Source organism: Telmatobacter bradus (assembly GCF_048629425.1).
In the GTDB taxonomy this organism is placed as follows: domain Bacteria; phylum Acidobacteriota; class Terriglobia; order Terriglobales; family Acidobacteriaceae; genus Telmatobacter; species Telmatobacter bradus.
On the sequence record NZ_CP184532.1, the window covers coordinates 501,191 to 524,855 of the forward strand.

The following is a 23,665-nucleotide window of genomic DNA, read 5'->3' on the forward strand; positions in this document are numbered from 1 at the left end:
GGCTGTGCTTTGTTGCCAAGTTATGATCAAGCCGGACAGCGCAATGAGTTCCACCACTCACAGCCCGAAGCATTTACCCTTTCACCGGCTGCTGATTCTGGGTTCGCCCGGAGCGGGAAAATCTACCCTGGCGCGCCAACTTGCTGAGGAAACCGGACTTCCCCTGGTGCATCTGGATCAGCTTTATTGGCAGCCAGGCTGGGTGGAACCGGAGCGTGCCGAGTGGCTTGCGCAACTGCAGGAGGAACTTGTAAACCCCGCATGGATCATGGATGGAAATTACGGCGCGACTCTGGAGTTTCGGCTTAAATATGCCGACGCGGCCATCGTCCTGGACTACAGAATGCCTCTTTGCGTGATCAGGGCACTCAAGCGAATGCGGATGACGCGCGGGCGCGTGCGATCCGACATGGGCCGCGATTGCCCGGAGCGATTTGATCTGGAGTTTTTGGCCTACATCGTGCGCTTCCGCCGCGAACAACGCGCACAGTTGCTGCGTGCAGTGCATGCTTTTTCAGGCCGAAAACTGATTCTGGTCTCACCCCGGAAGATGGATGAAGTGCAGAGGTTCCTGGGATACTAAGACCATATTGTGATACCGCGTAACCTATAATGGTACTTCCGTGACTCGGATCACACCCGGGAAACTGCGCCCTTCACTAATCTCAAACCAGACAACGCGGCCGGGGGAGCACGGACAAGTTTGTATAAATGCACCCACCTGTGCCCGATATTTTGCCCACGCGCGATGCGTTCGGCGACCGAGCGCTGCCGAGCATCATCTGCCTCAAGCCTGATTGATTTAGAGCATCTTTCCTGACGCACATCCGCAGGAGAAATGCTCCCGCCGCCGTTCCGATCAGGAGCGTGCTGCACTGGTCTATGTAGAAGGAGAAAACACCACCATGATCGCCCGCGAGATAACACCTGACATTCTTTCCCTGGTTGCCATTGACTGGGACCGTCGGATTTTCGATCAGCTGATGCCGCTGCATGAAGGCACAACCTACAACTCGTATGTGGTGCGTGGCAGCCAGAAGACGGCGCTGATCGAGACGGTCTATCCGCCCTTTACCGCTGACTATCTGGATGCGCTGCGCAAGGCAGGTGTGACGCATCTGGATTACATCATTGCCAACCATGGCGAGCAGGATCATTCCGGCTCAATCCCCGCGATTCTGGATGCCTATCCGGAAGCCAAGGTGGTGACCAATGCCCGTTGCCGCGATCTGCTGAAGGAGTCCATGCCGATTGCCGCCGACCGCTTTATCGAGGTGAAGGAGGGCGACACGCTCTCGCTGGGCGACAAGACGCTCAGCTTCCATCTGATGCCGTGGGTACATTGGCCCGACACCATGGTCAGCTATCTGGTGGAAGACAAGGTGCTGTTCACCTGCGATTTCTTCGGCTCGCATCTGGCCACAAGCGAGTTGTTCGCCACCGAGGAATCGCGTGTGTACACGGCGGCCAAGCGCTATTACGCCGAGATCATGATGCCGTTCTCGATGCACATCCGCAAGCATCTGGTGCGGCTGGATGCGCTGGAGATCAAGGTGATTGCGCCCGGCCACGGCCCTGTGTATCACAAGCCGGAGTTCATTCTGGACCTCTATAAAACGTGGTCGAGCGAGACGCCGCGGGCGGAAGTGATTGTGCCCTACGTCTCAATGTACGAAAGCACGACCCAGATGGTGAATTACCTGATTGACCGGCTGATGGAGCGCGGGCTCACGGTGCGACCTTTCAATCTGGTGGACGCTGACATGAGCATCGTGGCCGAGTCGCTGGTAGAGGCTTCCACGGTGGTTTTTGCATCGCCTGCCGTGCTTGCCGGACCACACCCGGACATTGTTTCGGCTGCGTATCTGGCCAACGCGCTCAAGCCCAAGACCAAGTTTGTATCGGTAATCGGTTCGTATGGATGGGGCGGTGCCATTGTCTCGAAGAGCATCGTGGAGCTGCGGGGCGGCCTGAAGAATCAGATCACCTTCTTTGAGCCGGTGCTGACCAAGGGCCAGCCCAATGCGAACGATTACAAATCTCTGGACCGTCTGGTGGAAGAAATTACCGTGGCCAATCAACCGCTGCAGAAGCCTGTTGCGCTTTAGAACTTTGAATGTGTACCAACGCCGCGTACCCCGGGGCCCGATTTTTGGCCCAGGGCACGCGCACGCAAGGGAGCAATAACTCTAGCTGTTCAGTATTGATTTCGGATTTCGCATCTTATGCAAATGCTTTTCAGGCGTGGCGGGTATCTACAACTATGAACCCAGTTCCTCGATCAGGCAGGCAAGCCGTTCTTTCATGCGCAGACTATTGTTGGAGAACTTCAGGCCCAGCGTGTGGGGATTGGCGACGACCTGTACGGAGGCTGCCAGGCGCAAGGGATAACCGTTTTCCAAAAACTGGATTTCTACCTGCGTCCCAAGAGGAACAGGACAGGGATCCTCAAAAAAAAGCCGACAACCGGTAAGGCTCAGATCAATCATCAGGCACTGCTGAAGCTTGCATTCCCGGATAAATGTGAGGCGCACTTCGCTCTCAACCTCATAACGACAGCAGGCTCTCCGGTCGATTCCGCCGGGGGGAAGTTCGCGGCGGATTTTGCGGGCAAGGCGCTTTAGCAAAGCTTTTTCATCGCCCTTGGGTAGCAAATTGCTCACGTCCTCAATTCCAAGCGGCGAGGGCGTGTAAATCAACGATTTTTTTTCTTCGTCCATCAGGCCAGCCGCGCCCAGAGCCTTTCCCAGGGTGCCCATGGTCTTTCGTGCTACGCTGTCAAATTCGATTTTGAAGGTGTTGTCGCGGCCGGTTGGCTCACTGGTTCCGGAAAGCATGTAGATCACGTCTTCGTAGCGAAAACTGATCTCTGCGTAAACACTGTTACACAGATAAAAAAAGGCGCTGGGTCGAACTCGCGCATAGGTTGCGGTCATTTCTGTTACCTGACCGTTTAACTGCCTGCCAAGCTCGTCAATATTTACCAACACAGGACGTTTGGCCATCTTTGAAAGTGCAGAGATCTGGTTGTTCAACATCCAGACCGGAATCAGTGCGCTGGCCTTCTTAAAGGAACTTGCGACAGGCATAGATATAGCCTCTGATAGCGAGATTCATATCCACGAGAAAGAAAAAATGAGTTCTAATCGATTCATCGTACCAGTAACATTAATAGTTAGCCATGTCCCAAAATGGGACATGGCGGAGAATGTTTCTTACTGGAATCGCCCCGAAAAGAATCATGTAGATTGCCGTGCTGTTTGCCGGGTGTCCTGCAAAAGACAGCTCGGGGAAAAATTCATGCGTGGCAGTTTGTACGACGTGCAGACAAAAAAACAGGCCGGTCTATAGCCGGCCTGTTTTTTTGTTCTGCGTAGCGGAATGTTAGAGGTTTCCTTCGGCCTGCAGCATTGCGGAAATGTTTTATTGCGGTTTTCCGCTGCGGGCTGTCTTTTGTGCCGGAGGGACTTTGCGGGCTTCTACTCCAACGTTAATGGGCTCGCCCTCTTCGAGTGGAAGCTGGGGTTGCTGTTTGCCGGCGCTGTCGTAGGCGCGCACAATGCGCTGTACCAGGGCATGACGCACTACGTCGCCGTCTTCGAAGTGGCAGAAGTGAATGTCCTCAATGCCGCTCAGGATGTTGATGGCATCCACCAGGCCAGACTTGCGCGGGTTGGGCAGGTCGATCTGGGTGATGTCGCCGGTGATGACGGCCTTGGAGTTGTTGCCAAGGCGGGTAAGAAACATCTTCATCTGCTCGATGGTGGTGTTCTGCGCCTCGTCCATGATGATGAATGCGTCGTTCAAAGTACGACCGCGCATGAAGGCTAGTGGCGCAACCTCGATGATGTTCTTTTCGAGCATCTTTTCCACGCGCTCCGGTTCGAGCAGGTCAAAGAGTGCATCGTAGAGTGGGCGAAGATATGGATCGACCTTTTCCTGCAACGATCCGGGCAGAAAACCGAGGCGTTCGCCAGCTTCGACTGCGGGGCGGACGAGCACAATGCGGCTGACTTTTTTGGCGTTCATGGCAGCCACGGCCATGGCTACGGCCAGATAGGTTTTACCGGTTCCGGCAGGACCTACGCCAAAGACCATGTCGTTCTTTTCGATGGCCTCCAAGTAGCGTCGCTGGTTGAGTGAGCGCGGCTGCACACTGCGTTTGATGCCGGCCGAGCGTTGGCGGCCACTGTCGGCCAGGTTCTTGAGTGTGCTGGCCGGATCAGTGACGACCAGACGAAGCATGCCGTTGAGCTCGCCATTGCCCAGCTGTACGCCCTGGCGGCGCAACGCTTCGTAGTCTTCAAAGATGGTGCGGACGCGGCTGACGGCCGGTTCCGCGCCTTCTACATGTACAGAGTCGGAGCGCAGATCAATCCGCACGCCGAGCGCATCTTCCATTAGCTGGAGGTTTTCATCGCGGGTCCCAAACAGGGGCTCAAGGTTGGGCGTAATCTCCAGTTTTGTCTTCAAGGATTCCTTTTGCCTCCGGGTGATCTGGAAAAAACAAAGCCGGAGACCATGCTCCGGCGTGAGGATAAATAAGTTGGAGAGATGGGCGAACCGGAGGCGGGCAGGATCGAGCGCTGGCTCGGAGCCGCCTGGGTGTGCCGCGGATTGGCGTAGGCGATCAATTCCGGTATCTGGCCTGAGAGTAGCGCGGCAGGGCTCAGGCGTCAATGAGAAGAGTTTGAATTTTTTCTACGTGTGCGGCGAGGGATCGGGCAGAGGCGCTTTGCCGAGGTCGTTTTTTCATGCGGGTTATCGACGGCACCAGCAAAGTGCAGGAGCTTTCGATGTCTCATGATCTGGGAAGAGGGGCAATGGCGTGCAAAATGCTTTTTACTGGATGGATCGTGGTTGCGCTTGCAAGAGTGGCGCATATATCGTGCATGTCAATACTGGCAGTCCTGGGCTGGCAGTACCGGGCAGGCAATGCCGGAGGAATGAAGCGGCGAGAACTCCGGCAAGAGAAAAATTGCCGCACGGTAGATTGCCGCGAGAGGAAAGAGAGAGAGACGAGTGAAAAAGTTCTACTTCTTGCTTTGGATGGTTGGTGTTTTGTTGTTGTTTTGTTCTGCGCTGCACTCCCAGAAGGTGTGTGACGTACGCAGTTACGGAGCCGTTGGAGATGGCGTAACCAAAGATACGAAGGTGATTCAAAAGGCCATAGACGACTGCTCGTCGCAGGGCGGCGGCATTGTGAAGCTCAGCGGAGCGAAGATGTATGTGAGCGCTCCCTTGCTGCTGAAAAGCAACATTACGTTAGAAGTTGGCGTAGGAACTACGCTGGCGGCCAGTACGGACCATGAGGATTTTCCGGAAAAAGAGGAATTCCACGATCATGGTCGTCAGGCATTTCTGTATTCACTTAACGCGGAAAACATTACGATCGATGGCGGCGGAACCATCGATGGACGCGGGGACTCCTGGTGGAAGGTTTCGCATACGCCCCGTCCGCGTCTGATCGTCTTTGATCACTCGCGGAATATTCGCATGGAAGATATTACGGTCAAGAATTCTCCCATGTGGCAAATTGTTCCCTACTACTCCGACCATCTGGTTTTTCGCAAGATGAAGGTGCTGGCCGACAATCCGGCAGAGGCGCACAACACCGATGGCATCGATCCGTTTTCTTCCGGCGATGTACTGATCGAAGATGTGCTGATTGATACGGGCGACGACAATATCGCCATCAAAAGCGGGCAGCCCGGCTCTGCCGGCCCGGATGCGCCCAGCCACGACATTACCATTCGCGATTGCACATTCCTGCATGGCCACGGTCTTTCGATTGGCAGCGAAATTTCCGGCGGCGTGCAGCATGTGCATGTGGAGCGCGTTCACTTCAAGGGCACAGGGACCGGAATCCGCATCAAATCCAATCGGGATCGCGGCAATGACATCAGTGATCTGACCTATCGCGATATCACCATGGAGGATGTGCGGACGGCCATACTCATCACCGAGTTTTATCCGAAGATTCCTCCGGTGATTGAACCCGCTCCTGTGACGCGGTTGACGCCGCACTTTCATGATATTTCGATCTCCAACGTCACGGCTACAGGTGTGGAGACGGCAGCGGTCATTGTGGGATTGCCGGAGTCGCCCATTAAAAACCTCAAGCTAGAAAATGTGCACATCAGTGCGCAGAAAAACGCGACCATCAAATATGCCGAAGTGTTGCAGAAGAATCTGACCATTGAGGCAAAGCAGTAACGCTCACGTCGCAGGCAGGGCGTAGGGAGCCGGTGCGTTGCGCGCACCGGCTTTCTGCTTCTGGCGGCGTGGGTGGAAGAATCTTATAGAAAACAAGAAGCTTGCTCGAATACGAGCCTTTCCCGCGCTGGTTGGAGTCAGGCAAAAGTGAAAAAGGCAGGAATCTTCTGGTCTGCCCTCCAGGTGGGGTTTTCCATGCGCTGATACAATCGGAAAGGCCCACAATCCATTGAGATCCCGCACTTTGTGGGCCGGACGCTGGATACGATGACCCTCCGCTTATTCAATACCCTGACTGGCCTGCTTGATCCGATTACTCCTTCGGACGGCAAGGCCTTGCGCATGTACGCCTGCGGGCCCACGGTTTACGACTACGGCCATATTGGCAACTTTCGCACGTTTCTTGCCGTAGACGTGCTGCGTCGCTTTCTGAAGCTGAGCGGCGTGGCCGTGCACCATGTTATGAACATTACCGATGTGGACGACAAGATCATCCGCAACGCTGGGCGTGCGGGCATCTCGATTGGCGAGTACACGCGGCCCTACGAAGCGGCGTTTCTGGACGATCTGGATTCGCTCCGCGTTGAACTGCCCGAGCAGATTGTGCGCGCTACCGAGCACATTGACCAGATGATTGAGCTGATCCAAAAGCTGGCCGCAGCAGGCGCTGCTTACCAGGCCGAGGATGGCTCCTGGTACTTCCGTCTGGCTGCTTTCCCGGAGTACGGCAAGCTCAGCAAGAAGGACCTTTCCGGCATGGAAGACGGTGCCCGAGTCGATGTGGACGAGTACAGCAAGGACTCAGCCCGCGACTTTGCGCTGTGGAAGGCGACCAAGCCCGGCGAGCCGAGCTGGGATACGCCGATTGGCCGCGGCCGCCCCGGTTGGCACATCGAGTGCTCAGCCATGGCCATGAAGTATCTGGGCGAGAGCTTTGATCTGCATGCCGGTGGCGAAGATCTGATGTTCCCGCACCATGAGAACGAGATTGCGCAGAGCGAATGCGTTACGCACAAGCCCTTTGCGCGGCACTGGATGCATGTGCGCTTTCTGCTGGTGGATAGCCGCAAGATGTCGAAGAGCGAAGGCAATTTCTACACCCTGCGCGATCTGTTGCTGAAGGGCTGGAAGGCTTCGGCGATTCGTCTGGCACTGATTTCAGTGCCCTATCGCCATCAGCTCAATTTCACCTTCGACGGTCTGACGGAAGCCACGGCGGCCATCGGTCGGCTGCGCACCTTCCATCAGCGGCTGATGATAGCCAAGCTGAACGAAGGCACTTCGCCTGAGTTGCAAGAGGCCGCCAAGAAGGCAGGCAAACTTTACTTCGAAGCTCTGGAGAACGACCTGAACACGGCCGAAGCGCGTGCGCCCATCTTTGACCTGGTGCGCATGGCCAACACGGCCATCGATCAGGGGCAGATGCTTTCAGGCGACCGCGATGCGGTGCTGGCCGTGCTCAAGGACTTTGACGCGGTTTTTGACGTTCTTGAGGATAAGGACGCCGAGCAGACGCGCAAGGCGCTGGAGTGGGCCGAAAAAGAAGGCCGCATGGAAGAGGTTGCGCCGGAGCTGGTGGCCAGCCAATCGCTTACGGACGCCGACATCGATGCACTGGTGGTGGAACGTACGCAGGCCAAGAAGCAACGCAACTTTGCCCGCTCTGACGAAATTCGCAATGAGCTGCTCGAAAAGGGAATCATCATCGAGGACTCACGCGAGGGCTCACGCTGGAAGCGGAAGTAAGTGGATAGCGGCCAGCGGTGAGTGATCAGAAACAGGAGGCAGGGCAAAAGCTCTGCCTCTGCTTTTTCCGGAGGTAAAAATATGGAAGCGAACGAAGCCCAGGAGTTGCAGGAACACGCCGAGCACGGCGCACATGAGTCGTCGATGCGCCCCGTAGCTTTCACGATGAGTGTGCTGGCCGTGCTGGTGGCTATTGCCACGGTGCTTGGGCACCGTACCCACACCGAGGCTGTGCTGGACCAGAACAAGGCTACCGATCAGTGGAATGAGTATCAGGCCAAGAAGATCCGCGCCTATAACACCCAGCTGGCTGGAGACATGCTGAAGGTGGTGCAGCTTTCCGACAAGAAAGCCGCGGAAAAGATCGCGGAAGGCTATAAGTCTCATCAGGAAAAGTGGACCGAAGATTTGAAGGGAGAGCAGGAAAAGGCCGAGGCACTGGAGACCAAGGTCGAGCAGGTGGAAGCGCGTGGCAATCGTTTCGATTTGGCGGAAACCTTGCTTGAAATCGGCATGGTGATCACTTCGGTGACGCTGCTGACCAAGCGCAAAGCTTACTGGTACGCGGGTCTAGCGGCGGCGCTGGCCGGTATTGGATCGGCGTTGTCGGTGCTGCTTCTGAAGTAGCAGTTTTTTCATGCAAGCAAAAGGAGCGCGATCTGATCGCGCTCCTTTTACTTTTTATCAATGTTTAGGCCTTGCTTTGTTTACGCCTTGCTTTTGGTGGGGCTGGATTCCGAATACGTTCACGCCAGGCGGGACAGAAAAAACACTCACCCAAAGAAATTTCTTGCCAGAAGGCAATCCGCTTCTGACAATGGGGACCATGGACGCACTGAATCGCATTTGGCTGGGTGGGATGGAGCGAAGCCTGGCGTGGCTGGATTATATGGCCGAGCGGCGCGGGCTTGATCGGCAGCCAGCTCACTTGCGCACTGGCCTACGTGGCGAGGATGCGGCCTACTTTTATCTGCGGCGGAAGGGCTACGTAGTCGTTGCCCGACGTTGGACCGATGGCGTTGTGCCCGGTGATCTGGATCTGGTGGCGTGGAAGGGGCATGTGCTGTGCATTGTCGAGGTGAAGACGCGTACTGCGCATGATATTGCCCCCGCCGAAGTTACGGTAGGCAGCCACAAGCGCCGCGTGCTGCGGCGGCTTGTCCGGCAGTACCTGCTCCATCTGCCGCAGGAGGAGTTTCCTGCAGTCCGCTTCGACATTCTGAGCGTCTATCTGATTCCTGGCCAGCCCAAGGAGTTCGTGCACTTTGAAGCGGCCTTCGGCTGGCGTGAATTCGACCCGGACTGGCAGTGATGCTTGCTGCTCCGCGAAGGCTGACGAAGGGTCAGCCTTTGGCGTCTTCGAACTCTTCGTGCCAGGCCATCTGAATGGCTTCCAGCTTGCTCTCGTTCGATTTTTGCGGATCCCCAGCAAAGCCTTCGAGCTCGACTACGTAGCGATGCAGATCGGTAAAGCGCACCGTCAGCGGATCGAGGTCGGGATGTTTTTCCTGTAGCTGAATGCCGATCTCTTCGGCTTCATTCCAGTCAATTTCTTTCGCCATTTTCTCTTCTCGAAGGGGTTGGTTATTCTGCATGGTCCAGGGGTTTGCCTTCGCTCACATAGTTGCGATTCCACTTGGGAATTTCGACTACGTAATTACCGGGGCGAGTAATGACGGCCTGACAGCCAAGGCGGGAGTCGAGTTGCTGATCGGCGGCCATATCCAGACGATCCAGTTCATCGTCTTCGGCTGCGCTCAGGCCATCCGCATCCTCTTTCACGCGAATATGGCAGGTGGAGCAGGCGCAAGCGCCGCCACAGGCATGATCGAGAAAAACATCGAAATTTTCGGCCACATCGAGAAACGACATGGGCTTGCCATGATTGTCATAAGGCAAGGTGCCGTACTCGAATTCAACCGTTTTGCCTTCGGGCTGAAAGGTGACGCGAACTAGTTTTTCTGGGGCGATGTTCTTCTCGCTCATTGCATTCCTTTCCGGGGTTCCCGTTCTGTTGCTGGAGCTACTGCTTGAACTCGGCCGGCGCGAAGGTGTGTGGCGCAGTCACGTTTTCGTGCAGATCTTCGCCAGCCTCTTCCATCGTCTTGCCACGAATGGCAGTGGTGACGGCCGACTCCATCATCAACTCGGCAAAGCGGCGGGTGGACTGATCGAGCGCGGCAATGGCCTGGCGAATCGCTTCCACATCTTCTTTTTCCTTGGCAGCCATCAGAACGCCACGGCAGACGGCCACAGCCTTCTGCTCTTCGTCGCTCAGATGATTCCACGCCGGGTTCTGCGGAGCCTTGGTCACGGCCGTCAGAATTGTTTCGGCCTCGTTGCGGGCTTCGATCAGCAGACGTCGGGCAAAGTCCGACTCGGCATTGTCGAAGGAGTCGATGATCATTGTCTCGACCTGCTCATCGGTCAGGCCATAGGTCGGCTTTACTTCAATTTCGGCTTCCTTGCCAGAGCGCTGCTCGCGTGCAGTCACATGCAGAATGCCGTCGGCGTCGATGAGGAAGCGCACCTCAATGCGAGGCAGGCCCGCGCTCATGGGCGGAATGCCTTTCAGATCAAAACGCGCGAGGGAGCGGCAATCGCTGGCCAGTTCGCGTTCACCCTGCAAGACGTGAATGGCAACGTTGGTCTGGCCATCCACGCCGGTGGTGAAGAACTCGGTAGCGGATGCGGGAATCGTGGAGTTGCGCTGAATGATGCGCGCCACCGTTCCGCCCAGGGCTTCAATGCCGAGTGAGAGTGGTGTTACGTCGAGCAGCAGTAACTCGTTGGTGGTCTGCGAAGATCCAGCCAGAATGTCGGCCTGCACAGCTGCGCCCAGCGCCACTACTTCATCGGGATTCAGCTCGGTGTGGGGCTTTTTGCCGCGCGCGTTCAGCTTGAAGAGATCGTTCACCAATTGACGCACGGCAGGAATCCGCGTGGAACCACCGACCAGAACAACTTCATCCACCTGCTCGGCAGTGAGGCCAGCGTCGGCCAGAGCCTGACGGCAGGGTGCTGCGGTGCGGTCCAGCACAGGCTCGATCAGCAGCTCAAAGACCTCGCGCGGAATCTCGCGCTGATAGCGGTCGCCGTTGGGCAGCTCAATGTCGAATGCTGCCATGGGCTCGCTGGAAAGCTTGATCTTGATGTCGATGACTTCCTTGCGCAGGGCCTGCACGGCACCGGGATGGGTGCGCAGATCCAGACCATGCTCGGCGTGAATTTCATCGAGCGCAATGGCCAGCAGAAGGTTGTCAATGTCGTCGCCGCCCAGGTGGGTATCGCCACCGGTCGACAGCACTTCAAAGATGCCGTCGTTGAGTTTGAGAATCGAAATATCAAAGGTGCCGCCGCCCAGATCGTAGACCGCAATGGTGCCGGTCTTGGCGCGGTCCAGCCCATAAGCCAGCGCGGCCGCGGTGGGTTCGTTCACCAGACGCAACACTTCCAGGCCAGCCATGCGGCCCGCGTCCTTGGTGGCTTGGCGCTGCGCATCATTGAAGTAGGCGGGAACGGTGATGACGGCCTGCGTGACCGGCTGACCAAAGTAGCGTTCGGCATTGCGCTTGAGCTGGCGCAGCACGTAGGCCGAGATTTCCGGCGGCGTGAACTTGAGTTCGCCTAATTGAATGCGCGGCACCTCGCCGGCTTCAACATCTTCCGCAATACGAAAGGGGAAAAACTTGAGCTCTTGGGCAACCTCTGCCAGGCTGCGGCCCATCAGGCGCTTAACGGAGTAGATGACGCGCTCGGGCGTTTCAATCAGAGACTTGCGGGCGCTGTTGCCCACCGTCACGGAGGGACGCCCGCCGCCCTCGGCAGGAGGATCGAGCGCCACTACTGACGGCACCAGATTTGAGCCGTCTACGCCGGGAATCACCACGGGCTTTTCGCCCTGCATATAAGCCACCAGGGAGTTCGTGGTTCCCAGGTCAATACCAACTACGCGTCCATCTGCCATTGTCGTTCAGGCTCCCAATACTTCGTTTACGTCGCGGACCAGATTGCTGAGGTAACGGCGGCGGTCGAGCAGTGCCACCATGGTCTTTTGTGATTGCTTGCGCACTTCGTCGTTGCCCGCTTCCCACACCGACCACTGGGTGCGCAGATCGCTGTCGACTTCGGCCAGTAATGTGGTAAATTTCTTCTTCGCATCCTGCAACTGCGCTTCCAGATCAGCGTCTTTCGCGCCTGCCTTGCGGGCCATGCGCATCTCTTCCAGCTGCATGTTCAGATCGAAGGCTTCTTCCAGCAGATCGGCGGGCACACGCGACGGATCCTTGCGATCCCTGCCGCTGTGCTCTTCTCCAATCGCGGAGCCAGAGAGCTTGAGCAGATATTCGGTGCGGCGGAGGGGATCTTTCAGCGTGCGATAGGCGTCGTTGACCAGCGCCGTATCCGCCAGACTCCACTCGCGCTCATTCTCTAGTGCGCGGGCGTAGCGGTCAGGATGCAGGCGGCGGCTGAGGCGGTGAAACTCCTGCTCCAGCGTATTCAGGTCAAGATTCAGTTTGGGAGCTATACCAAAAACAGAAAAATAATCGCCGCCCGGTGGAGGTTGAATCTTGCTGCAATGCGGACAGAAAAGCGTGGATTCCACATGACTGATCGAGCAGGACCAACAGGCAACCGGGACGGCGTTATTGAGAACATTCAACATGCGAGCACTCTTACTTTGGACTCAGGCGCCAAACGAAGAACCGCATCCACACGAACGCGCGGAATTGGGATTAATAAAATTGAAGCCCTGACGCATCAGCGTCTCTTCATAGTCGAGCGTCATGCCATTCAGATAGACAAACGACTTGGGGTCGACGAAGACGCGCACATCGTCAAAGGTGAAAACACGGTCGCGCTCGCGCGGTTGCGTGTCGAACTTGATGGAGTAGGAAAGTCCCGAGCATCCACCGCCTAGAACGCCCAGGCGCAAACCACCCTCGGCGGGGGAAATGCCTTCCTTGACGATGGCCGTACGAATGCGTTTGATGGCCTTTTCGGTTACCTGAATGCCCGCCACAGGCACCTGCGGTGCGGCAGAGGGCTTCACCGTGTCTCCTGAAGAAGACTGGGGTGAGGCAGACTGAAGATTTACAAAACCTTGCATAACAAACTCCTGCAGGAAAGATGCGTACGCTTATGCGAAGCCGCATCCTTCGAAAAATTATTCACCCTGTCCGTTCTTCTTTTTCCAGTCGCCGATGGCGGCGCGGATAGCGTCTTCTGCCAGCACCGAGCAGTGAATCTTGACCGGCGGAAGCGAGAGCTCCTTGACGATGTCGGTGTTCTTGATCTCCAGCGCGTCGTTTACCGTGCGGCCCTTGATCCACTCGGTGGCCAGCGATGAGCTGGCAATGGCCGAGCCGCAACCGAAGGTTTTGAACTTGGCTTCTTCGATGACCTGCGTTTCAGGATTGACCTTGATCTGCAAGCGCATTACGTCGCCGCACTCCGGAGCTCCGACCAGTCCGGTGCCCACTTCCTGCGCGCCCTTGTCGAGTGCGCCCACGTTGCGGGGATTGTTGTAGTGATCGATGACCTGTTCGCTGTATGCCATGACTCTGTTCTCCTCTGCGATGATGCTGTGGCTATCTGCCCTCAGCTTCATCTTGCTATTGGATGCGACAACGGCGCGCAAAGTACAAAAAAGCTGAAAGCTTTCCTAGCCTCTAGCTGCTAGCCTCCAGCTCCCAGCCTCGCCCAGTTGATCGCGGCTGAATAGGCGACGAAAAGCTGGAAGCTAGCAGCTAGAGGCTGTTTCTAGTGCGCTGCCCATTCGATCTTGGTCAGGTCAATGCCTTCCTTGACCATTTCGTAGAGCGGCGAAAGTTCGCGCAGATGCTTCACAATCTGAATCACCTTGGCAGCTACGTAATCGACTTCGGCTTGGGTGTTGAAGCGGCCCAGACCAAAGCGGATCGAGCTGTGCGCCACATCGTCGCCCAGACCCAAAGCCTTGAGCACGTAGCTGGGTTCGAGCGTGGCCGAAGTGCAGGCCGAGCCGCTCGATACAGCCACATCATTGATGCCCATCAGCAGCGATTCGCCTTCCACGTGGACAAAACTCATGTTCAGGTTGCCGGGCAGGCGATGCTCCCACGAGCCATTGACAACTACATAGTCGAGTTCAGCTTCGAGCTTGGCCCGCAGGCGATCACGCAGGCCCTGCAGCTTTACGGCCTCTTCTGCCATTTCGTCCTTAGCAATCTCGCAAGCCTTGCCCAGGCCCACAATGCCGGGAACGTTCAGCGTGCCGCTGCGCATGCCACGCTCGTGACCACCGCCATCGATCTGCGCGGAAATCTGCACGCGCGGATTGCGGCGGCGCACATACAGAGCGCCCACACCCTTGGGACCATAAATCTTGTGTGCCGAAATCGAAGCCAGATCCACGTTGTCTTCAATCACGTTGAAGGGAACCTTGCCAATAGCCTGCACGGCGTCGGTATGGAAGAGCACACCCTTTTCGTGACAGAGCTTACCGATCTCGCGAATCGGTTGCAGCACGCCGATTTCGTTGTTGGCCGCCATGATCGAGACAAGGATGGTTTTGTCGTCGAGGGCCCGCTTCAGGTCTTCCAGATCGATCAGGCCATCAGCCTTCACGGGCAGATAGGTTACGCGGTAGCCCTGCTTCTCCAGCCGCTTGCAGGTGTCCAGAATGGCCTTGTGCTCGGTCACCTGGGTGATGATGTGATTGCCGCGCTCGCGGTACATCTCCGCCACGCCCTTGATGGCTAGGTTGTCGCTCTCGGTGGCGCCGGAGGTAAAGATGACCTCCTTGGCGCTTGCGCCGATCAGGCTGGCGATCTGTTCGCGGGCCGTCTCCACGGCCTTTTCCGCCTCCCAGCCAAAGCTGTGGTTGCGGCTGGCGGCATTGCCAAAGGCGCTGGTCAAATACGGCATCATTGCCTCAAGCACCCGCGGATCCAGCGGACAGGTGGCATGATTGTCCATGTAAATCGGCAGGCTTACACCAGCTGGGACTTCCACTGTACTGACAAATTCACCCATGATCGTCATCCTCGTTTCTGCATTGGCTCCGCACGCCGGCGGAGGGGGAAAGCCGCCGGAGCGGCGCAGTTACGTTAAAGAAACCAGTTTTTCAAGGGCGGCCGGATGAGTCGCTTCCTTTTCCGTAAGATCCTGAATACTGATGCTTCTGAGCACGGCCGCAATGGTCTCGTTTACCCGCGCCAGAGGCTCTTTGATGGTGCAGTTCGAGCGTAATTCGCAGGACTTTGCGCCCTTATCGCAAGAGGTGATAAAGAACGGGCCGTCAATGGCCAGAATCACCTCAAAGGCCGAGATCGAAGCCGCACTGCGGGCCAGCGCATAGCCGCCGTTCATGCCGGCTTGCGACCGCAGCAGACCCTTCTTGGTCAGCGTTTGCAGAATCTTGGCCAGCAGCTGGGCAGGAATGCCGTAGGCGTCGGCCACATCCTTGGCGCTGAGCGTGGTGGTTTCAGGATGCTCGGCAAGGTACTTGAGCGCCATCAACCCATAGTCGGCTTTTTTGGTAAGCTTGAGCATCGAATCCGGACCTCTTCAGTCCGCGTTCAGTATAGGACTAAATGTGTCGGTATTTCAAGATGCCTTTGTCGTAGGTTGGGAAATAAACTCGATCGGACGGGCAAATCTTTACATTTCTTCGTATGCAATGGGGCGGCTTCCCGCTACAATCTGGCGCAAGAGTATCTTTTCATTCAAAACGATCACGATGTCCAACGCCTGCAGACACCCGAAGGTTCGAATCGTTTCCCGGCACGGAGACAGTGAGTTTGTCGAATGCCTGGAGTGTGGCGAAGTCTTTGATTCCGAAGAATTTCGCGATATGGAAATTGAAAACGCGGCAGAAACCCGGCAGGACGACGAAGAATCCTGAAGACCGGGCGGCAGAACCATTTGCTCCCGAAAATTCTGTCTCCCCTGAGCCTGCCTTGCCGTTGGCAGAGGGATTTGTGTTCATTTTCCTGCAGGAATAGTGGGCTGTGAGCTGCCTGTGGACGTTCCATGACCATTGGCAGGCCGACGTGAAGCCAGCCAGGCATAATGCAGACCAGAAAGTATGGTCAGCACCATCGTCGCATCCAGCGCATATTTGCGCGCGGCCAGCATCCACGGCGTCTGCACCATCTGCAGCAGCAGGATTACGGCCACGGTCAGCACCTGGGCTGCGGTGTTGGCCTTGCCGAAGATGCTGGGCTGGAACTCGCGGCGGCCCACGGCAGCATACAGAATGGCCGCCACCAGCAGAATGCCCACGTCGCGGCCGAAGACCAGCACCGTCACGGTGGTGGGAATCAATCCCTTGTACATCAACACCAGAAAGAGGGTGCTGAGCAGTAGTTTGTCGGCCACCGGATCAAGGTAATGGCCGAGCATGGAGCGCTGCTCCAGCAGACGGGCCAGAGCGCCATCCAGGGCGTCGGTCAGTCCGGCTACCAAAAAGAGTGCAAAGCTCACCCCATAGCGGTTTTCCAGCACCGCTGCCACCAGCACCGGCGCCAGACAGATCCGCAACAGGGTCAGCAGATTGGGCGCTGAACGCAAGGGGTTCAGCCGACGAAAAGATTCTTCTCCCATGGCACTATCGTATATCCGTCAAAAAAATAACCGATTCAGGCCAAATGCACAGCGCGCATCGATTCAAAATCAAGCTCTGCGATTGGCTGCAAGCAACTTGAAGAACGACAGAAAATGCGGCTTGGGCGGACTGCTTTCGGTTTGACAACGATACTACCGCACCTGCCTGCAGGCCTGCACTTTGCAGCCGCTCACATTCCTGTTACACTTATTTTTAGTGGTTACAGGCGCGTAGCTCAGTTGGTTAGAGCGCTTCCTTGACACGGAAGAGGTCGCTGGTTCGAATCCAGTCGTGCCTACCATATATAGAAGCAACGGTTTAAATCTTAAAAAATGCTTTTTCAAAGGGTGATTGCAATCCGTAATCCTCATTTTCTCCATTTTTACTCTTCTTCTGCGGTTGTGTTTTTTCAATTGCTGTCAGGAATAATCTCTGAACTTGCAGTTGCTTGTCCGTAATCCGGCGCGTGTAAGCGCGTCTCTGTTATTTGCGGTCAAGGCGGAAGGCTGCTGCCTGATAATCGCCCCGGAAATTTTCGCCGAAGTAGAGACCATGATTCATCCAGTACGCACCGCTGGCCGTGGTCAGGGTGTTGGGCTGCAGGCTGCCTTCAATCGGTGTGAGTGCATAGATGGCCTGAGGATCAAGGCCCTGGAGTTTGAGCAGTGGAAAGCTCCGTCCCTCTTGTGTGGCATGAATAAAGGCGAAAACGACAGCCTGCGTTTGATTCTGGCTAACGCTCTCCGTTGCCGAGAAGTCGCTGTTCTCGCGCGGTGAAATTAGTCGATAAAGATTGCCCTGCACGATGGTGGGCTGAATCTGGTGATAGGCGGCGATCAGGCGCTTGGCGGTGGCGATTTCTTCGTCGTTCCAGTGCAGGATGTTCGCGCCAATGCCGAGCGAACCCTGCATGGAGCTGATCATGCGATAGGTGAGAGAAGTGGAACGGTGATTGAGCCAATGCGGTGAATCTGTAACCCAGGCCATCATGATCTGCGGCGTGTAGGCGTAGGTAAAGCCGTCCTGCTCGGTGAGGCGGTCAAAGGGGTCGGTGTTGTCCGAGGGCCAGACCTCGTCGGTGTATTGCAGAATGCCCAGATCCACGCGGCCACCGCCCCCGGAACAGGATTCAATTTCAACGTTGGGATGTTTGCTGCGCAGTTCGGCCAGAATGCTGTAGAGGTTGCGGATGAAATCGACATAGACGCGTTTCTGCTCAGCGGCGGGAAGCTGATCCCAGCCGGGCTCGCTCCAGTTACGGTTGTAGTCCCACTTGAGAAAGGCAATCTGGTTTTCACTGATCAGCTTGTCCAAAAAGCCGAAGACGTAGGCGCGCACATCGGGCCGCGCCAGATTCAGCACCAGTTGATTGCGAGCTTCACTGCGGGGCCGTCCGGGAAAGTTAAGAACCCAGTCTGGATGCTTGCGGTAAAGGTCGCTGTCAGGATTGACCATCTCTGGCTCTACCCACAGTCCAAAGTCCATGCCGAGCTGATGAACATGGTCGATGAGTGGCTTGAGTCCATGAGGAAATTTTTCCGGATTCACGTACCAGTCGCCCAGTCCGGCGTGATCGTCCTTGCGTTGGCCAAACCAGCCGTCGTCCATGACAAAGCGATCAACGCCCAGAGACGCAGCCTTTTCCGCAAGCGACCTCTGGCCAGCTTCATCCACATGGAATTCGGTTGCTTCCCACGAGTTGTAGATGACGGGGCGCGGCTTGGGCAAAGGTTGCCCAGCGGTGGCCGCCGTGCGCGGCAGAATATGCTTCAACTCAAAGCTGTGCAGCAGGCGCGAGGCTTCGCCCAGGCCATGCGCAGCATAGCCGCCGTAAAAGACCGGCGTATCCAGTTTTTCTCCGGCGTGCAAAACATAACCAAAGTCAAAGGGATTGAAACCGCCGGTGATGCGCACGGCGTCCAGTTGATCTTCTTCAACTGTGATGCGCCAGTTACCGCTCCAGGCAAGAGCGCCAAACCAGACCTCGCCCTGCTGCTCACTGGCCTCGCCTGCCTGAAGCGCGAACCACGGATTGGCCTGATGGCCGGTGGTTCCGCGACGGCTTTCGAGCAAGCGCTCACCGGGATGTAGTGCTTCCTGCGTGAGCGTCCATTCACCTGCCCAACGACCGGTAAGGTAGTTGAGTGTGTAGTGCGCGGCAGGCAGAGCCCAGGCTGCAGCGGCGGCCTGCTCAATCGTCAGCGCATCTTTGCCGCGATTTTCAATCGTCGCGCTGCGGGCCAGGATGCCGCTCTCCGGGTCGAGGTTGTAGTGCAGGGTCACATAAAGTGGACGATCAATGTCCTTGAGCAGTACGTCGAAGCCATTTTGGGTTGGCTGGTAGCTTTGGTAGTGGAGGACAAGGTCGCGGTTACCGTCGGCAAAACTGATCTTCAAGGCTGGCTCAACAAAGAGTCCTGCGCCCCAGCCCGCGTACTCCTGCGGGGTGGTGGTGACGGATGAGTCAAACGAGGCCCAATCGGGGTTTGCAGCGGCCTGGGGCAGAGCATCGGATGCGCCCAGCCGACCACCCCAGTAGATCTGCTGCAACTCGCCACGCGGATTCACGCCAAACACATAGCTGACCGCACCGCCATCCAGACGAAAGGTCTTGTGGCTGGCGTCGTAGGTGGGCTGAGCGAGGGCAGAGAGGGAAGTGGTGAGAGCCAAAAAGGCTAATGTAATCATTTTCATTTCACTGAACCCCGATCACTGCTTTTGGAAACGAAAACACTCTATCATGCGACAGGAATGGTTTGCCGAGAAGGTTGCACAAGTGCTTTATTTCTCGTATTGAAGCGGTTCTTTGAGCGCGGCTGTACCTACGGGCTTCTGTTCAAGCATCGTCAAAGATTGAGAAAAAATGGGTTGCACAGATAAATGTATCCGGTTACATTGCTGAGGGAGGATTTCCATGCGTTTTGCAGGTTGCTTGCGTTGCCGGCCGATTACGGCCCTGGTTGCCTTGGTTCTTATCGCATTTACCGCGTCTACCCAGTTGAAAGCGGTTGAAGCTCCTCAACTTGTGCAGAAGGACGGACGCTATGCCTTGATGGTGGAGGGGCGACCGTACTTGATGCTGGGCGGGCAGATTCACAACTCCAGCGGATGGCCGAGCGAACTTGGCCAGGTGTGGGATTCGATGGCCGCCCTGCACGCCAACACCGTCGAGGCTCCTGTTTACTGGGAGCAGATGGAAGCCCGGCAAGGGCAGTTTGACTTCAGCAACGTGGACGCGATTGTGGACGGCGCGCGGGCGCACCACTTGCACGTGGTTTTGCTGTGGTTTGGCACCTGGAAGAATGGCAACAACCACTACGCGCCGGAGTGGGTGAAGGCCGATACGAAGAAGTTTCCGCGCACCATCCGGCCCGATGGCGAACCGATTGATGTGCTCTCACCCATTGGCAAAAGCACGCTGGAAGCCGATAAAATGGCCTTTACCATGTTGATGAAGCACCTGAAGGGTATCGATGGCGAGCAGCATACGGTGCTGATGGTGCAGGTGGAGAACGAGTCAGGCAACATTGGCAGCGTGCGCGACAATTCGCCAGAGGCCAACAAGCTGTTTGCCGGACCAGTTCCCGAGGAAATGCTGAAGGCTACTGGCAAGCAAGCTGGTACCTGGAGCCAGGTGTTTGGCGCCGACGCGGATGAGCTTTTTCAGGCCTACCATCAGGCCAAATACATCAACGAGATTGCCGCGGCGGGCAAAAGCGAATTCAACATTCCCTGCTACATCAACGTCTGGATCGACTATCCGGCGGCACAGCTGGCGCAACGGCAGTTGGAGCAGCCCGGAATCGCTTATCCGAGCGGCGGCGCAGTGCAGAAGCTGGTTGGGCTGTGGCGCAAACTGGCTCCCTCCATCGACATGATCGGACCGGATATTTATGCCGATGTGCCGCTTTTCTATCGCAATACGATTCAGGCTTATCATCGGCCCGACAATCCATTGTGGATTCCGGAGACAGGTCGCGCAGACAGCTTTGGCAAGTTCTTTTATCTCGCACTGGGTGAGGGTGCGCTGGGTTTTTCTCCCTTTGGCGTAGATCAATCGGGCTGGAATATTCTGGGCGACCAGCCGTGGAAGGCGCATGGCGAAAACTTTGCCCTGTTTGCCCCCATGGCGCGCACAACTGCCGCGTTGCAATTTGAAGGCAAGGTGAAAACCGCCATTGAGGAGCCGGGCAAGGAGACGCAGGAGATCGATTTTGGCGGTTGGCAGGCCACGGTCGCTTTTGGTTTCCCGCAGGGGGATGGCAGGCTCGCGCCGGGCACTAAGGACGCGCACGGAACGGTTCTGGTTGCACAGATCGGCCCCGATGAATTTCTGGTGACAGGCCAGGACGTGAGTGTCGCCTTCCATCTGCCGGGCAAGCTGCCCTGGATTCACAGTGAGGTGGTGCGTGCCGAGCAGGGGGTTTACGAAAACGACGCGTGGAAGCCATTGCGTCTGTGGAACGGCGATGAGACCGATCGCGGCCTCTGTTTTTATCAAAAGCCCGAAGTGGTTCACATCAAGATGGGTCGCTTCTGAAACACTTCTTCAGCGGCAGAAGTCTGAATCTATTTACCGGGCCGGTGAGCAGAGAATTGCTCTCCGGCCCTTCATTTTTGCGTATGCGACGGGCAAGTCATGAGTTCATACTGCGAGTAACTGAGTAATCCACTTTGCCATTGTTTCGGACGCAATCGGCGTCTGTGCTGACCACGGAGGAGTTTTGTCCTCAGGCGTGATCAGATAAACCGCATCGTGGCGTTCGGCAATGCAAAGGCAGATGGTTTGCTCATGCTCGGGATAGCGCGCAGCGGCAAGCCAGACGTAACGCGCCAGTTCCAGCGCATCTATGGCGCTGCCTTCAGGATCATCTACATCGGGAAGCGTGTTGATGTGCTGCTGATTTTCAAAGATCGCAATTCCGGTGAAGGGTTTTGGTTTGCCGCGCATGCCAAAGCGCGCCACCAATGCTCGCGGACGCGCGCGCCGCAAAGCCTCTGACGATGCCCACTCTACAAATGCGCTAGAAAAGATGAGCGCACCGTTGCCGCTCAAAAATAGATCGACTGAAAAGTTACGCAAGCGGGGCTGATCTTTTAACTCATCGGAACTCCAGCGTTCCCAATTCTGGTGGCGCACCTCGTTCAGCGTATGATCGCTGACCGCAATGTTTTTCGGAATGGTGTTTACCTGCTCCAGAAAACGATCTCGAAAGGGCAGAAGGTGTGCGTAGCGCAATTGCTCGGCCATCGCTGGCGGAAGCTTGGGTAACTCGGCTCCGGCATCAATCAACCAAAGATCGGAGCCTTCGGCTGGCGGAGGGGTACTGAGCGCGGCGGGTAATTCCTGCACAATGCGTTCACTCAATCCGCGCGTGCCACCGGCAACTGTGTAAATACGGCCATGCTTATCCCACGGTTTCCACTGGCTGGGCGCATCCACCGGAAGACTCTCGGGAAGAATCAACAACACCAGACGGGCACGCTGCGAGGAAGGGGGCGCACTCTTCTGCGCTGCCGCTTCAATGGCCTGAAAGAGGCTTTGCACCTGGTCGCGCCACTCAATGTAATCCGCCGATCGCGCCAGATGAGAGGCGTTCTCCATGGTGTCTTCGTCTTCTGAAAAATCCCAGCGCTCCACGCCCATCTTTTTTTCAAGATCAATCAAAGGGCGAGTCTGTGCCTGCCATGCCTGGGGTGAAAAACTCTCCATCCCTTGCAGAAAATCGAGCAGCCGACGATGCTCGTAGGGGTACAGCGAATCCCATCCATGTAATTGCTGGTTCAGCGTGGGCCGCATGGTGAGGGGCAAGCGTTTGATCAGCGCACGCGCGTGTTCTGGGGGATGCAGTTCTGTTGCAGCAATGTCAGCGTTGCTATCAAGCATTCTCATAGCCAAAGTCCCGGTAGCGGACGGCCCACTCCGGCAGGCGTCGCGATTTCAAATAGTTTTCCAAGTGTTGCGCAAAGTTGAATCTGCTCAACGGGATCTTCGATTACCTGTGGCCTGCGCACCGCATCGCCCAGGCAGAGCATCCATGTGAGTCGCGTGGATTCACTATTTTGGCGATGATTGAAGAAGCCGTTGGTGGTGGATCCATCCATGTCGCGCCCAAACTCTGGCAGCACGAGCAGCGTGGTTTTGCCACGATACTCAGGCAGCGACTCGATCAGCGTCCATAACTCCGCAACCAGCCGATCCACGGTGCGAATTCCCGACAGATGCAGGGAGTAGGAACCGAAGTGCGCCACCTCCATGTCAGAAAATGTAATGGTAAGAAATGCCGGTGCAAACCTTCGCATCACTTCGGCACTTACCAGAAAAGTAAACTCGTCCCCCGTGGCGGGAGCCGACGTGCGCACTAGATCGTCAATCGCCTGTTGAACCGCTCCCAGCGTGATTGGATCCAGAGCGGCGGTTTCTCCCACTGACCAGCCCAGACCGTCATAGTTTTCCCGGTTCAGCATCTTTTCAATCTCCGGCTGCACCGTGCTGCGATCCGGACTATGCACGGCCCGGCCCTCGGCAGCGGCGTGCACCACGGCGTTGATCAGCAGTTGCTTGGGGAAGATGACGTTGGCTCCAAACTCCGCGCCATAACCCTGCGCCGTGCTGGCACCAATACGATTGGTCATGGCTTTGTTGCTGGTGATGATCCAGGTCTGGTTGCGCGCCATCTTTGTCTGCTTGCGCAACAATTCAACAATGGTTGGCTCGGTGGGCGAGCTCAGGCCCCAATCGTCCAGCCGCTGCCATGTGCCTGTCAGCAGACTCGAAAGCGTGTTGAAGTGTGAGGTGACTCCCGCATTGCGCATGGCCGGAAAAAAGAGAGCATGGTTGAAAAGATCGTTGCTTAAATGAGGAATGTTGCGCAATCCCTCTTTGGCAAAAGTATCTTCCCGGCGCATGCCGCCACAGGTCACCACAATCACCTTGCGCTGCGCGGCAGCGGTTCCGGCGCTCTGTTGTGCGAGTCCGCGTGCCGCAGCCCACTGCTCTACCAGTAGAGCTGCCGCAATCTTTAGCACATCCCTTCGCGATGCATCCATATCTAGCTCCCTGATGACTCGTTCCCCTGAACCTGAAAGGTTGCAATTAGTCGCCGCCTTGCC

The 23,665-nt window shown here is 56.6% G+C and carries 24 protein-coding genes and 1 tRNA gene; 10 read left to right on the forward strand and 15 right to left on the reverse strand.

The window, feature by feature from the left end; genetic code table 11:
- Positions 1 to 43: 43 nt before the first annotated feature.
- Complete coding sequence (locus tag ACOBR2_RS02210) at positions 44 to 583, forward strand: AAA family ATPase (RefSeq protein WP_420238437.1); 540 nt, start codon at positions 44 to 46, stop codon at positions 581 to 583.
- Between the two features lie 322 nt (positions 584 to 905).
- A complete protein-coding gene (locus tag ACOBR2_RS02215) occupies positions 906 to 2,108 on the forward strand; it encodes an FprA family A-type flavoprotein (protein ID WP_420238438.1) in 1,203 nt (400 codons plus the stop codon).
- 153 nt (positions 2,109 to 2,261) lie between these two features.
- Here ACOBR2_RS02215 and ACOBR2_RS02220 read toward each other — a convergent pair whose 3' ends face one another.
- On the reverse strand, positions 2,262 to 3,038 hold the full coding sequence (locus ACOBR2_RS02220; protein WP_420238439.1) for a PilZ domain-containing protein: 777 nt from the start codon (positions 3,036 to 3,038) through the stop codon (positions 2,262 to 2,264).
- Here ACOBR2_RS02220 and ACOBR2_RS02225 point away from each other — a divergent pair.
- Positions 3,028 to 3,351, forward strand: a complete 324-nt coding sequence (locus ACOBR2_RS02225) for a hypothetical protein (protein ID WP_420238440.1) — start codon at positions 3,028 to 3,030, stop codon at positions 3,349 to 3,351. The two genes, ACOBR2_RS02220 and ACOBR2_RS02225, sit on opposite strands and share 11 nt — an antisense overlap.
- A gap of 72 nt (positions 3,352 to 3,423) precedes the next feature.
- Here the strand turns inward: ACOBR2_RS02225 and ACOBR2_RS02230 are convergent, their stop codons facing one another.
- Entirely contained in the window at positions 3,424 to 4,473 is a 1,050-nt protein-coding gene (locus ACOBR2_RS02230) for a PhoH family protein (protein WP_420238441.1), read from the reverse strand.
- Between the two features lie 281 nt (positions 4,474 to 4,754).
- Here ACOBR2_RS02230 and ACOBR2_RS02235 point away from each other — a divergent pair, with 281 nt between their 5' ends.
- From ACOBR2_RS02235 to ACOBR2_RS02255, 5 genes are all read left to right on the forward strand, one after another.
- Positions 4,755 to 5,105, forward strand: coding sequence for a hypothetical protein (locus ACOBR2_RS02235; protein ID WP_420238442.1), 351 nt, complete (start codon positions 4,755 to 4,757; stop codon positions 5,103 to 5,105).
- Positions 5,098 to 6,216, forward strand: a complete 1,119-nt coding sequence (locus ACOBR2_RS02240) for a glycoside hydrolase family 28 protein (RefSeq protein ID WP_420238443.1) — start codon at positions 5,098 to 5,100, stop codon at positions 6,214 to 6,216. The genes ACOBR2_RS02235 and ACOBR2_RS02240 overlap by 8 nt, the downstream gene beginning before the upstream one ends.
- Before the next feature lie 267 nt (positions 6,217 to 6,483).
- Positions 6,484 to 7,962: a cysteine--tRNA ligase gene (cysS, locus tag ACOBR2_RS02245; protein ID WP_420238444.1), complete on the forward strand. Its 1,479-nt coding sequence runs from the start codon at positions 6,484 to 6,486 to the stop codon at positions 7,960 to 7,962.
- An 81-nt stretch (positions 7,963 to 8,043) separates the two neighbouring features.
- Positions 8,044 to 8,589 carry a DUF4337 domain-containing protein gene (locus ACOBR2_RS02250; RefSeq protein WP_420238445.1) on the forward strand — a complete coding sequence of 182 codons (546 nt, stop codon included), beginning with the start codon at positions 8,044 to 8,046 and terminating at the stop codon, positions 8,587 to 8,589.
- 199 nt (positions 8,590 to 8,788) lie between these two features.
- Positions 8,789 to 9,274 (forward strand): YraN family protein, encoded by a 486-nt coding sequence (locus tag ACOBR2_RS02255; RefSeq protein WP_420238446.1) that lies wholly within the window; start codon positions 8,789 to 8,791, stop codon positions 9,272 to 9,274.
- 31 nt (positions 9,275 to 9,305) lie between these two features.
- Here ACOBR2_RS02255 and iscX read toward each other — a convergent pair whose 3' ends face one another.
- The 10 genes from iscX to ACOBR2_RS02305 form a co-directional block, all read right to left on the reverse strand.
- The gene (iscX, locus tag ACOBR2_RS02260) at positions 9,306 to 9,524 is read right to left on the reverse strand and encodes a Fe-S cluster assembly protein IscX (protein ID WP_420238447.1); all 219 of its coding nucleotides are present in this window, start codon (positions 9,522 to 9,524) and stop codon (positions 9,306 to 9,308) included.
- Between the two features lie 22 nt (positions 9,525 to 9,546).
- The gene (locus tag ACOBR2_RS02265; RefSeq protein WP_420238448.1) at positions 9,547 to 9,948 is read right to left on the reverse strand and encodes a 2Fe-2S iron-sulfur cluster-binding protein; all 402 of its coding nucleotides are present in this window, start codon (positions 9,946 to 9,948) and stop codon (positions 9,547 to 9,549) included.
- 37 nt (positions 9,949 to 9,985) lie between these two features.
- The gene (hscA, locus tag ACOBR2_RS02270; protein ID WP_420238449.1) at positions 9,986 to 11,929 is read right to left on the reverse strand and encodes a Fe-S protein assembly chaperone HscA; all 1,944 of its coding nucleotides are present in this window, start codon (positions 11,927 to 11,929) and stop codon (positions 9,986 to 9,988) included.
- Positions 11,930 to 11,935: 6 nt separating this feature from the next.
- Positions 11,936 to 12,628 (reverse strand): Fe-S protein assembly co-chaperone HscB, encoded by a 693-nt coding sequence (hscB, locus tag ACOBR2_RS02275; RefSeq protein WP_420238450.1) that lies wholly within the window; start codon positions 12,626 to 12,628, stop codon positions 11,936 to 11,938.
- A 21-nt stretch (positions 12,629 to 12,649) separates the two neighbouring features.
- Positions 12,650 to 13,015, reverse strand: a complete 366-nt coding sequence (locus ACOBR2_RS02280) for a HesB/IscA family protein (protein ID WP_420238451.1) — start codon at positions 13,013 to 13,015, stop codon at positions 12,650 to 12,652.
- Between the two features lie 114 nt (positions 13,016 to 13,129).
- Positions 13,130 to 13,522, reverse strand: a complete 393-nt coding sequence (gene iscU / locus ACOBR2_RS02285) for a Fe-S cluster assembly scaffold IscU (protein WP_420238452.1) — start codon at positions 13,520 to 13,522, stop codon at positions 13,130 to 13,132.
- A 203-nt stretch (positions 13,523 to 13,725) separates the two neighbouring features.
- Positions 13,726 to 14,979: an IscS subfamily cysteine desulfurase gene (locus tag ACOBR2_RS02290; RefSeq protein ID WP_420238453.1), complete on the reverse strand. Its 1,254-nt coding sequence runs from the start codon at positions 14,977 to 14,979 to the stop codon at positions 13,726 to 13,728.
- A 69-nt stretch (positions 14,980 to 15,048) separates the two neighbouring features.
- A complete protein-coding gene (locus tag ACOBR2_RS02295; RefSeq protein WP_420238454.1) occupies positions 15,049 to 15,498 on the reverse strand; it encodes an RrF2 family transcriptional regulator in 450 nt (149 codons plus the stop codon).
- A 169-nt stretch (positions 15,499 to 15,667) separates the two neighbouring features.
- Positions 15,668 to 15,934 (reverse strand): hypothetical protein, encoded by a 267-nt coding sequence (locus ACOBR2_RS02300; RefSeq protein ID WP_420238455.1) that lies wholly within the window; start codon positions 15,932 to 15,934, stop codon positions 15,668 to 15,670.
- On the reverse strand, positions 15,931 to 16,551 hold the full coding sequence (locus ACOBR2_RS02305; RefSeq protein WP_420238456.1) for a CDP-alcohol phosphatidyltransferase family protein: 621 nt from the start codon (positions 16,549 to 16,551) through the stop codon (positions 15,931 to 15,933). The genes ACOBR2_RS02300 and ACOBR2_RS02305 overlap by 4 nt, the downstream gene beginning before the upstream one ends.
- 225 nt (positions 16,552 to 16,776) lie before the next feature.
- On the opposite strand from ACOBR2_RS02305, the gene ACOBR2_RS02310 reads away from it, so the two are divergent.
- Positions 16,777 to 16,853 (forward strand) — tRNA-Val (locus ACOBR2_RS02310).
- Between the two features lie 182 nt (positions 16,854 to 17,035).
- Here ACOBR2_RS02310 and ACOBR2_RS02315 read toward each other — a convergent pair.
- Positions 17,036 to 19,246 (reverse strand): alpha-galactosidase, encoded by a 2,211-nt coding sequence (locus ACOBR2_RS02315; protein ID WP_420238457.1) that lies wholly within the window; start codon positions 19,244 to 19,246, stop codon positions 17,036 to 17,038.
- A gap of 220 nt (positions 19,247 to 19,466) precedes the next feature.
- On the opposite strand from ACOBR2_RS02315, the gene ACOBR2_RS02320 reads away from it, so the two are divergent.
- Positions 19,467 to 21,092 (forward strand): DUF5597 domain-containing protein, encoded by a 1,626-nt coding sequence (locus tag ACOBR2_RS02320; RefSeq protein WP_420238458.1) that lies wholly within the window; start codon positions 19,467 to 19,469, stop codon positions 21,090 to 21,092.
- 105 nt (positions 21,093 to 21,197) lie between these two features.
- Here the strand turns inward: ACOBR2_RS02320 and ACOBR2_RS02325 are convergent, their stop codons facing one another.
- Both ACOBR2_RS02325 and ACOBR2_RS02330 read right to left on the reverse strand, forming a co-directional pair.
- The gene (locus tag ACOBR2_RS02325) at positions 21,198 to 22,439 is read right to left on the reverse strand and encodes a hypothetical protein (protein WP_420238459.1); all 1,242 of its coding nucleotides are present in this window, start codon (positions 22,437 to 22,439) and stop codon (positions 21,198 to 21,200) included.
- Between the two features lie 2 nt (positions 22,440 to 22,441).
- Positions 22,442 to 23,602 carry a hypothetical protein gene (locus tag ACOBR2_RS02330; RefSeq protein ID WP_420238460.1) on the reverse strand — a complete coding sequence of 387 codons (1,161 nt, stop codon included), beginning with the start codon at positions 23,600 to 23,602 and terminating at the stop codon, positions 22,442 to 22,444.
- Positions 23,603 to 23,665 lie beyond the last annotated feature (63 nt).

What these genes read in the sequence shown, in the direction of transcription:
- ACOBR2_RS02210 (WP_420238437.1), top strand. Translation starts at nt 44, where the DNA reads ATGAGTTCCACCACTCACAGCCCGAAGCATTTACCCTTTCACCGGCTG.
- ACOBR2_RS02215 (WP_420238438.1), top strand. Translation starts at nt 906, where the DNA reads ATGATCGCCCGCGAGATAACACCTGACATTCTTTCCCTGGTTGCCATT.
- ACOBR2_RS02220 (WP_420238439.1), bottom strand. Translation starts at nt 3,038, where the DNA reads ATGTTGAACAACCAGATCTCTGCACTTTCAAAGATGGCCAAACGTCCT.
- ACOBR2_RS02235 (WP_420238442.1), top strand. Translation starts at nt 4,755, where the DNA reads ATGCGGGTTATCGACGGCACCAGCAAAGTGCAGGAGCTTTCGATGTCT.
- cysS (WP_420238444.1), top strand. Translation starts at nt 6,484, where the DNA reads ATGACCCTCCGCTTATTCAATACCCTGACTGGCCTGCTTGATCCGATT.
- ACOBR2_RS02250 (WP_420238445.1), top strand. Translation starts at nt 8,044, where the DNA reads ATGGAAGCGAACGAAGCCCAGGAGTTGCAGGAACACGCCGAGCACGGC.
- ACOBR2_RS02255 (WP_420238446.1), top strand. Translation starts at nt 8,789, where the DNA reads ATGGACGCACTGAATCGCATTTGGCTGGGTGGGATGGAGCGAAGCCTG.
- iscX (WP_420238447.1), bottom strand. Translation starts at nt 9,524, where the DNA reads ATGGCGAAAGAAATTGACTGGAATGAAGCCGAAGAGATCGGCATTCAG.
- ACOBR2_RS02265 (WP_420238448.1), bottom strand. Translation starts at nt 9,948, where the DNA reads ATGAGCGAGAAGAACATCGCCCCAGAAAAACTAGTTCGCGTCACCTTT.
- hscA (WP_420238449.1), bottom strand. Translation starts at nt 11,929, where the DNA reads ATGGCAGATGGACGCGTAGTTGGTATTGACCTGGGAACCACGAACTCC.
- hscB (WP_420238450.1), bottom strand. Translation starts at nt 12,628, where the DNA reads ATGTTGAATGTTCTCAATAACGCCGTCCCGGTTGCCTGTTGGTCCTGC.
- iscU (WP_420238452.1), bottom strand. Translation starts at nt 13,522, where the DNA reads ATGGCATACAGCGAACAGGTCATCGATCACTACAACAATCCCCGCAAC.
- ACOBR2_RS02290 (WP_420238453.1), bottom strand. Translation starts at nt 14,979, where the DNA reads ATGGGTGAATTTGTCAGTACAGTGGAAGTCCCAGCTGGTGTAAGCCTG.
- ACOBR2_RS02295 (WP_420238454.1), bottom strand. Translation starts at nt 15,498, where the DNA reads ATGCTCAAGCTTACCAAAAAAGCCGACTATGGGTTGATGGCGCTCAAG.
- ACOBR2_RS02300 (WP_420238455.1), bottom strand. Translation starts at nt 15,934, where the DNA reads ATGAACACAAATCCCTCTGCCAACGGCAAGGCAGGCTCAGGGGAGACA.
- ACOBR2_RS02305 (WP_420238456.1), bottom strand. Translation starts at nt 16,551, where the DNA reads ATGGGAGAAGAATCTTTTCGTCGGCTGAACCCCTTGCGTTCAGCGCCC.
- ACOBR2_RS02315 (WP_420238457.1), bottom strand. Translation starts at nt 19,246, where the DNA reads ATGAAAATGATTACATTAGCCTTTTTGGCTCTCACCACTTCCCTCTCT.
- ACOBR2_RS02320 (WP_420238458.1), top strand. Translation starts at nt 19,467, where the DNA reads ATGCGTTTTGCAGGTTGCTTGCGTTGCCGGCCGATTACGGCCCTGGTT.
- ACOBR2_RS02325 (WP_420238459.1), bottom strand. Translation starts at nt 22,439, where the DNA reads ATGCTTGATAGCAACGCTGACATTGCTGCAACAGAACTGCATCCCCCA.
- ACOBR2_RS02330 (WP_420238460.1), bottom strand. Translation starts at nt 23,602, where the DNA reads ATGGATGCATCGCGAAGGGATGTGCTAAAGATTGCGGCAGCTCTACTG.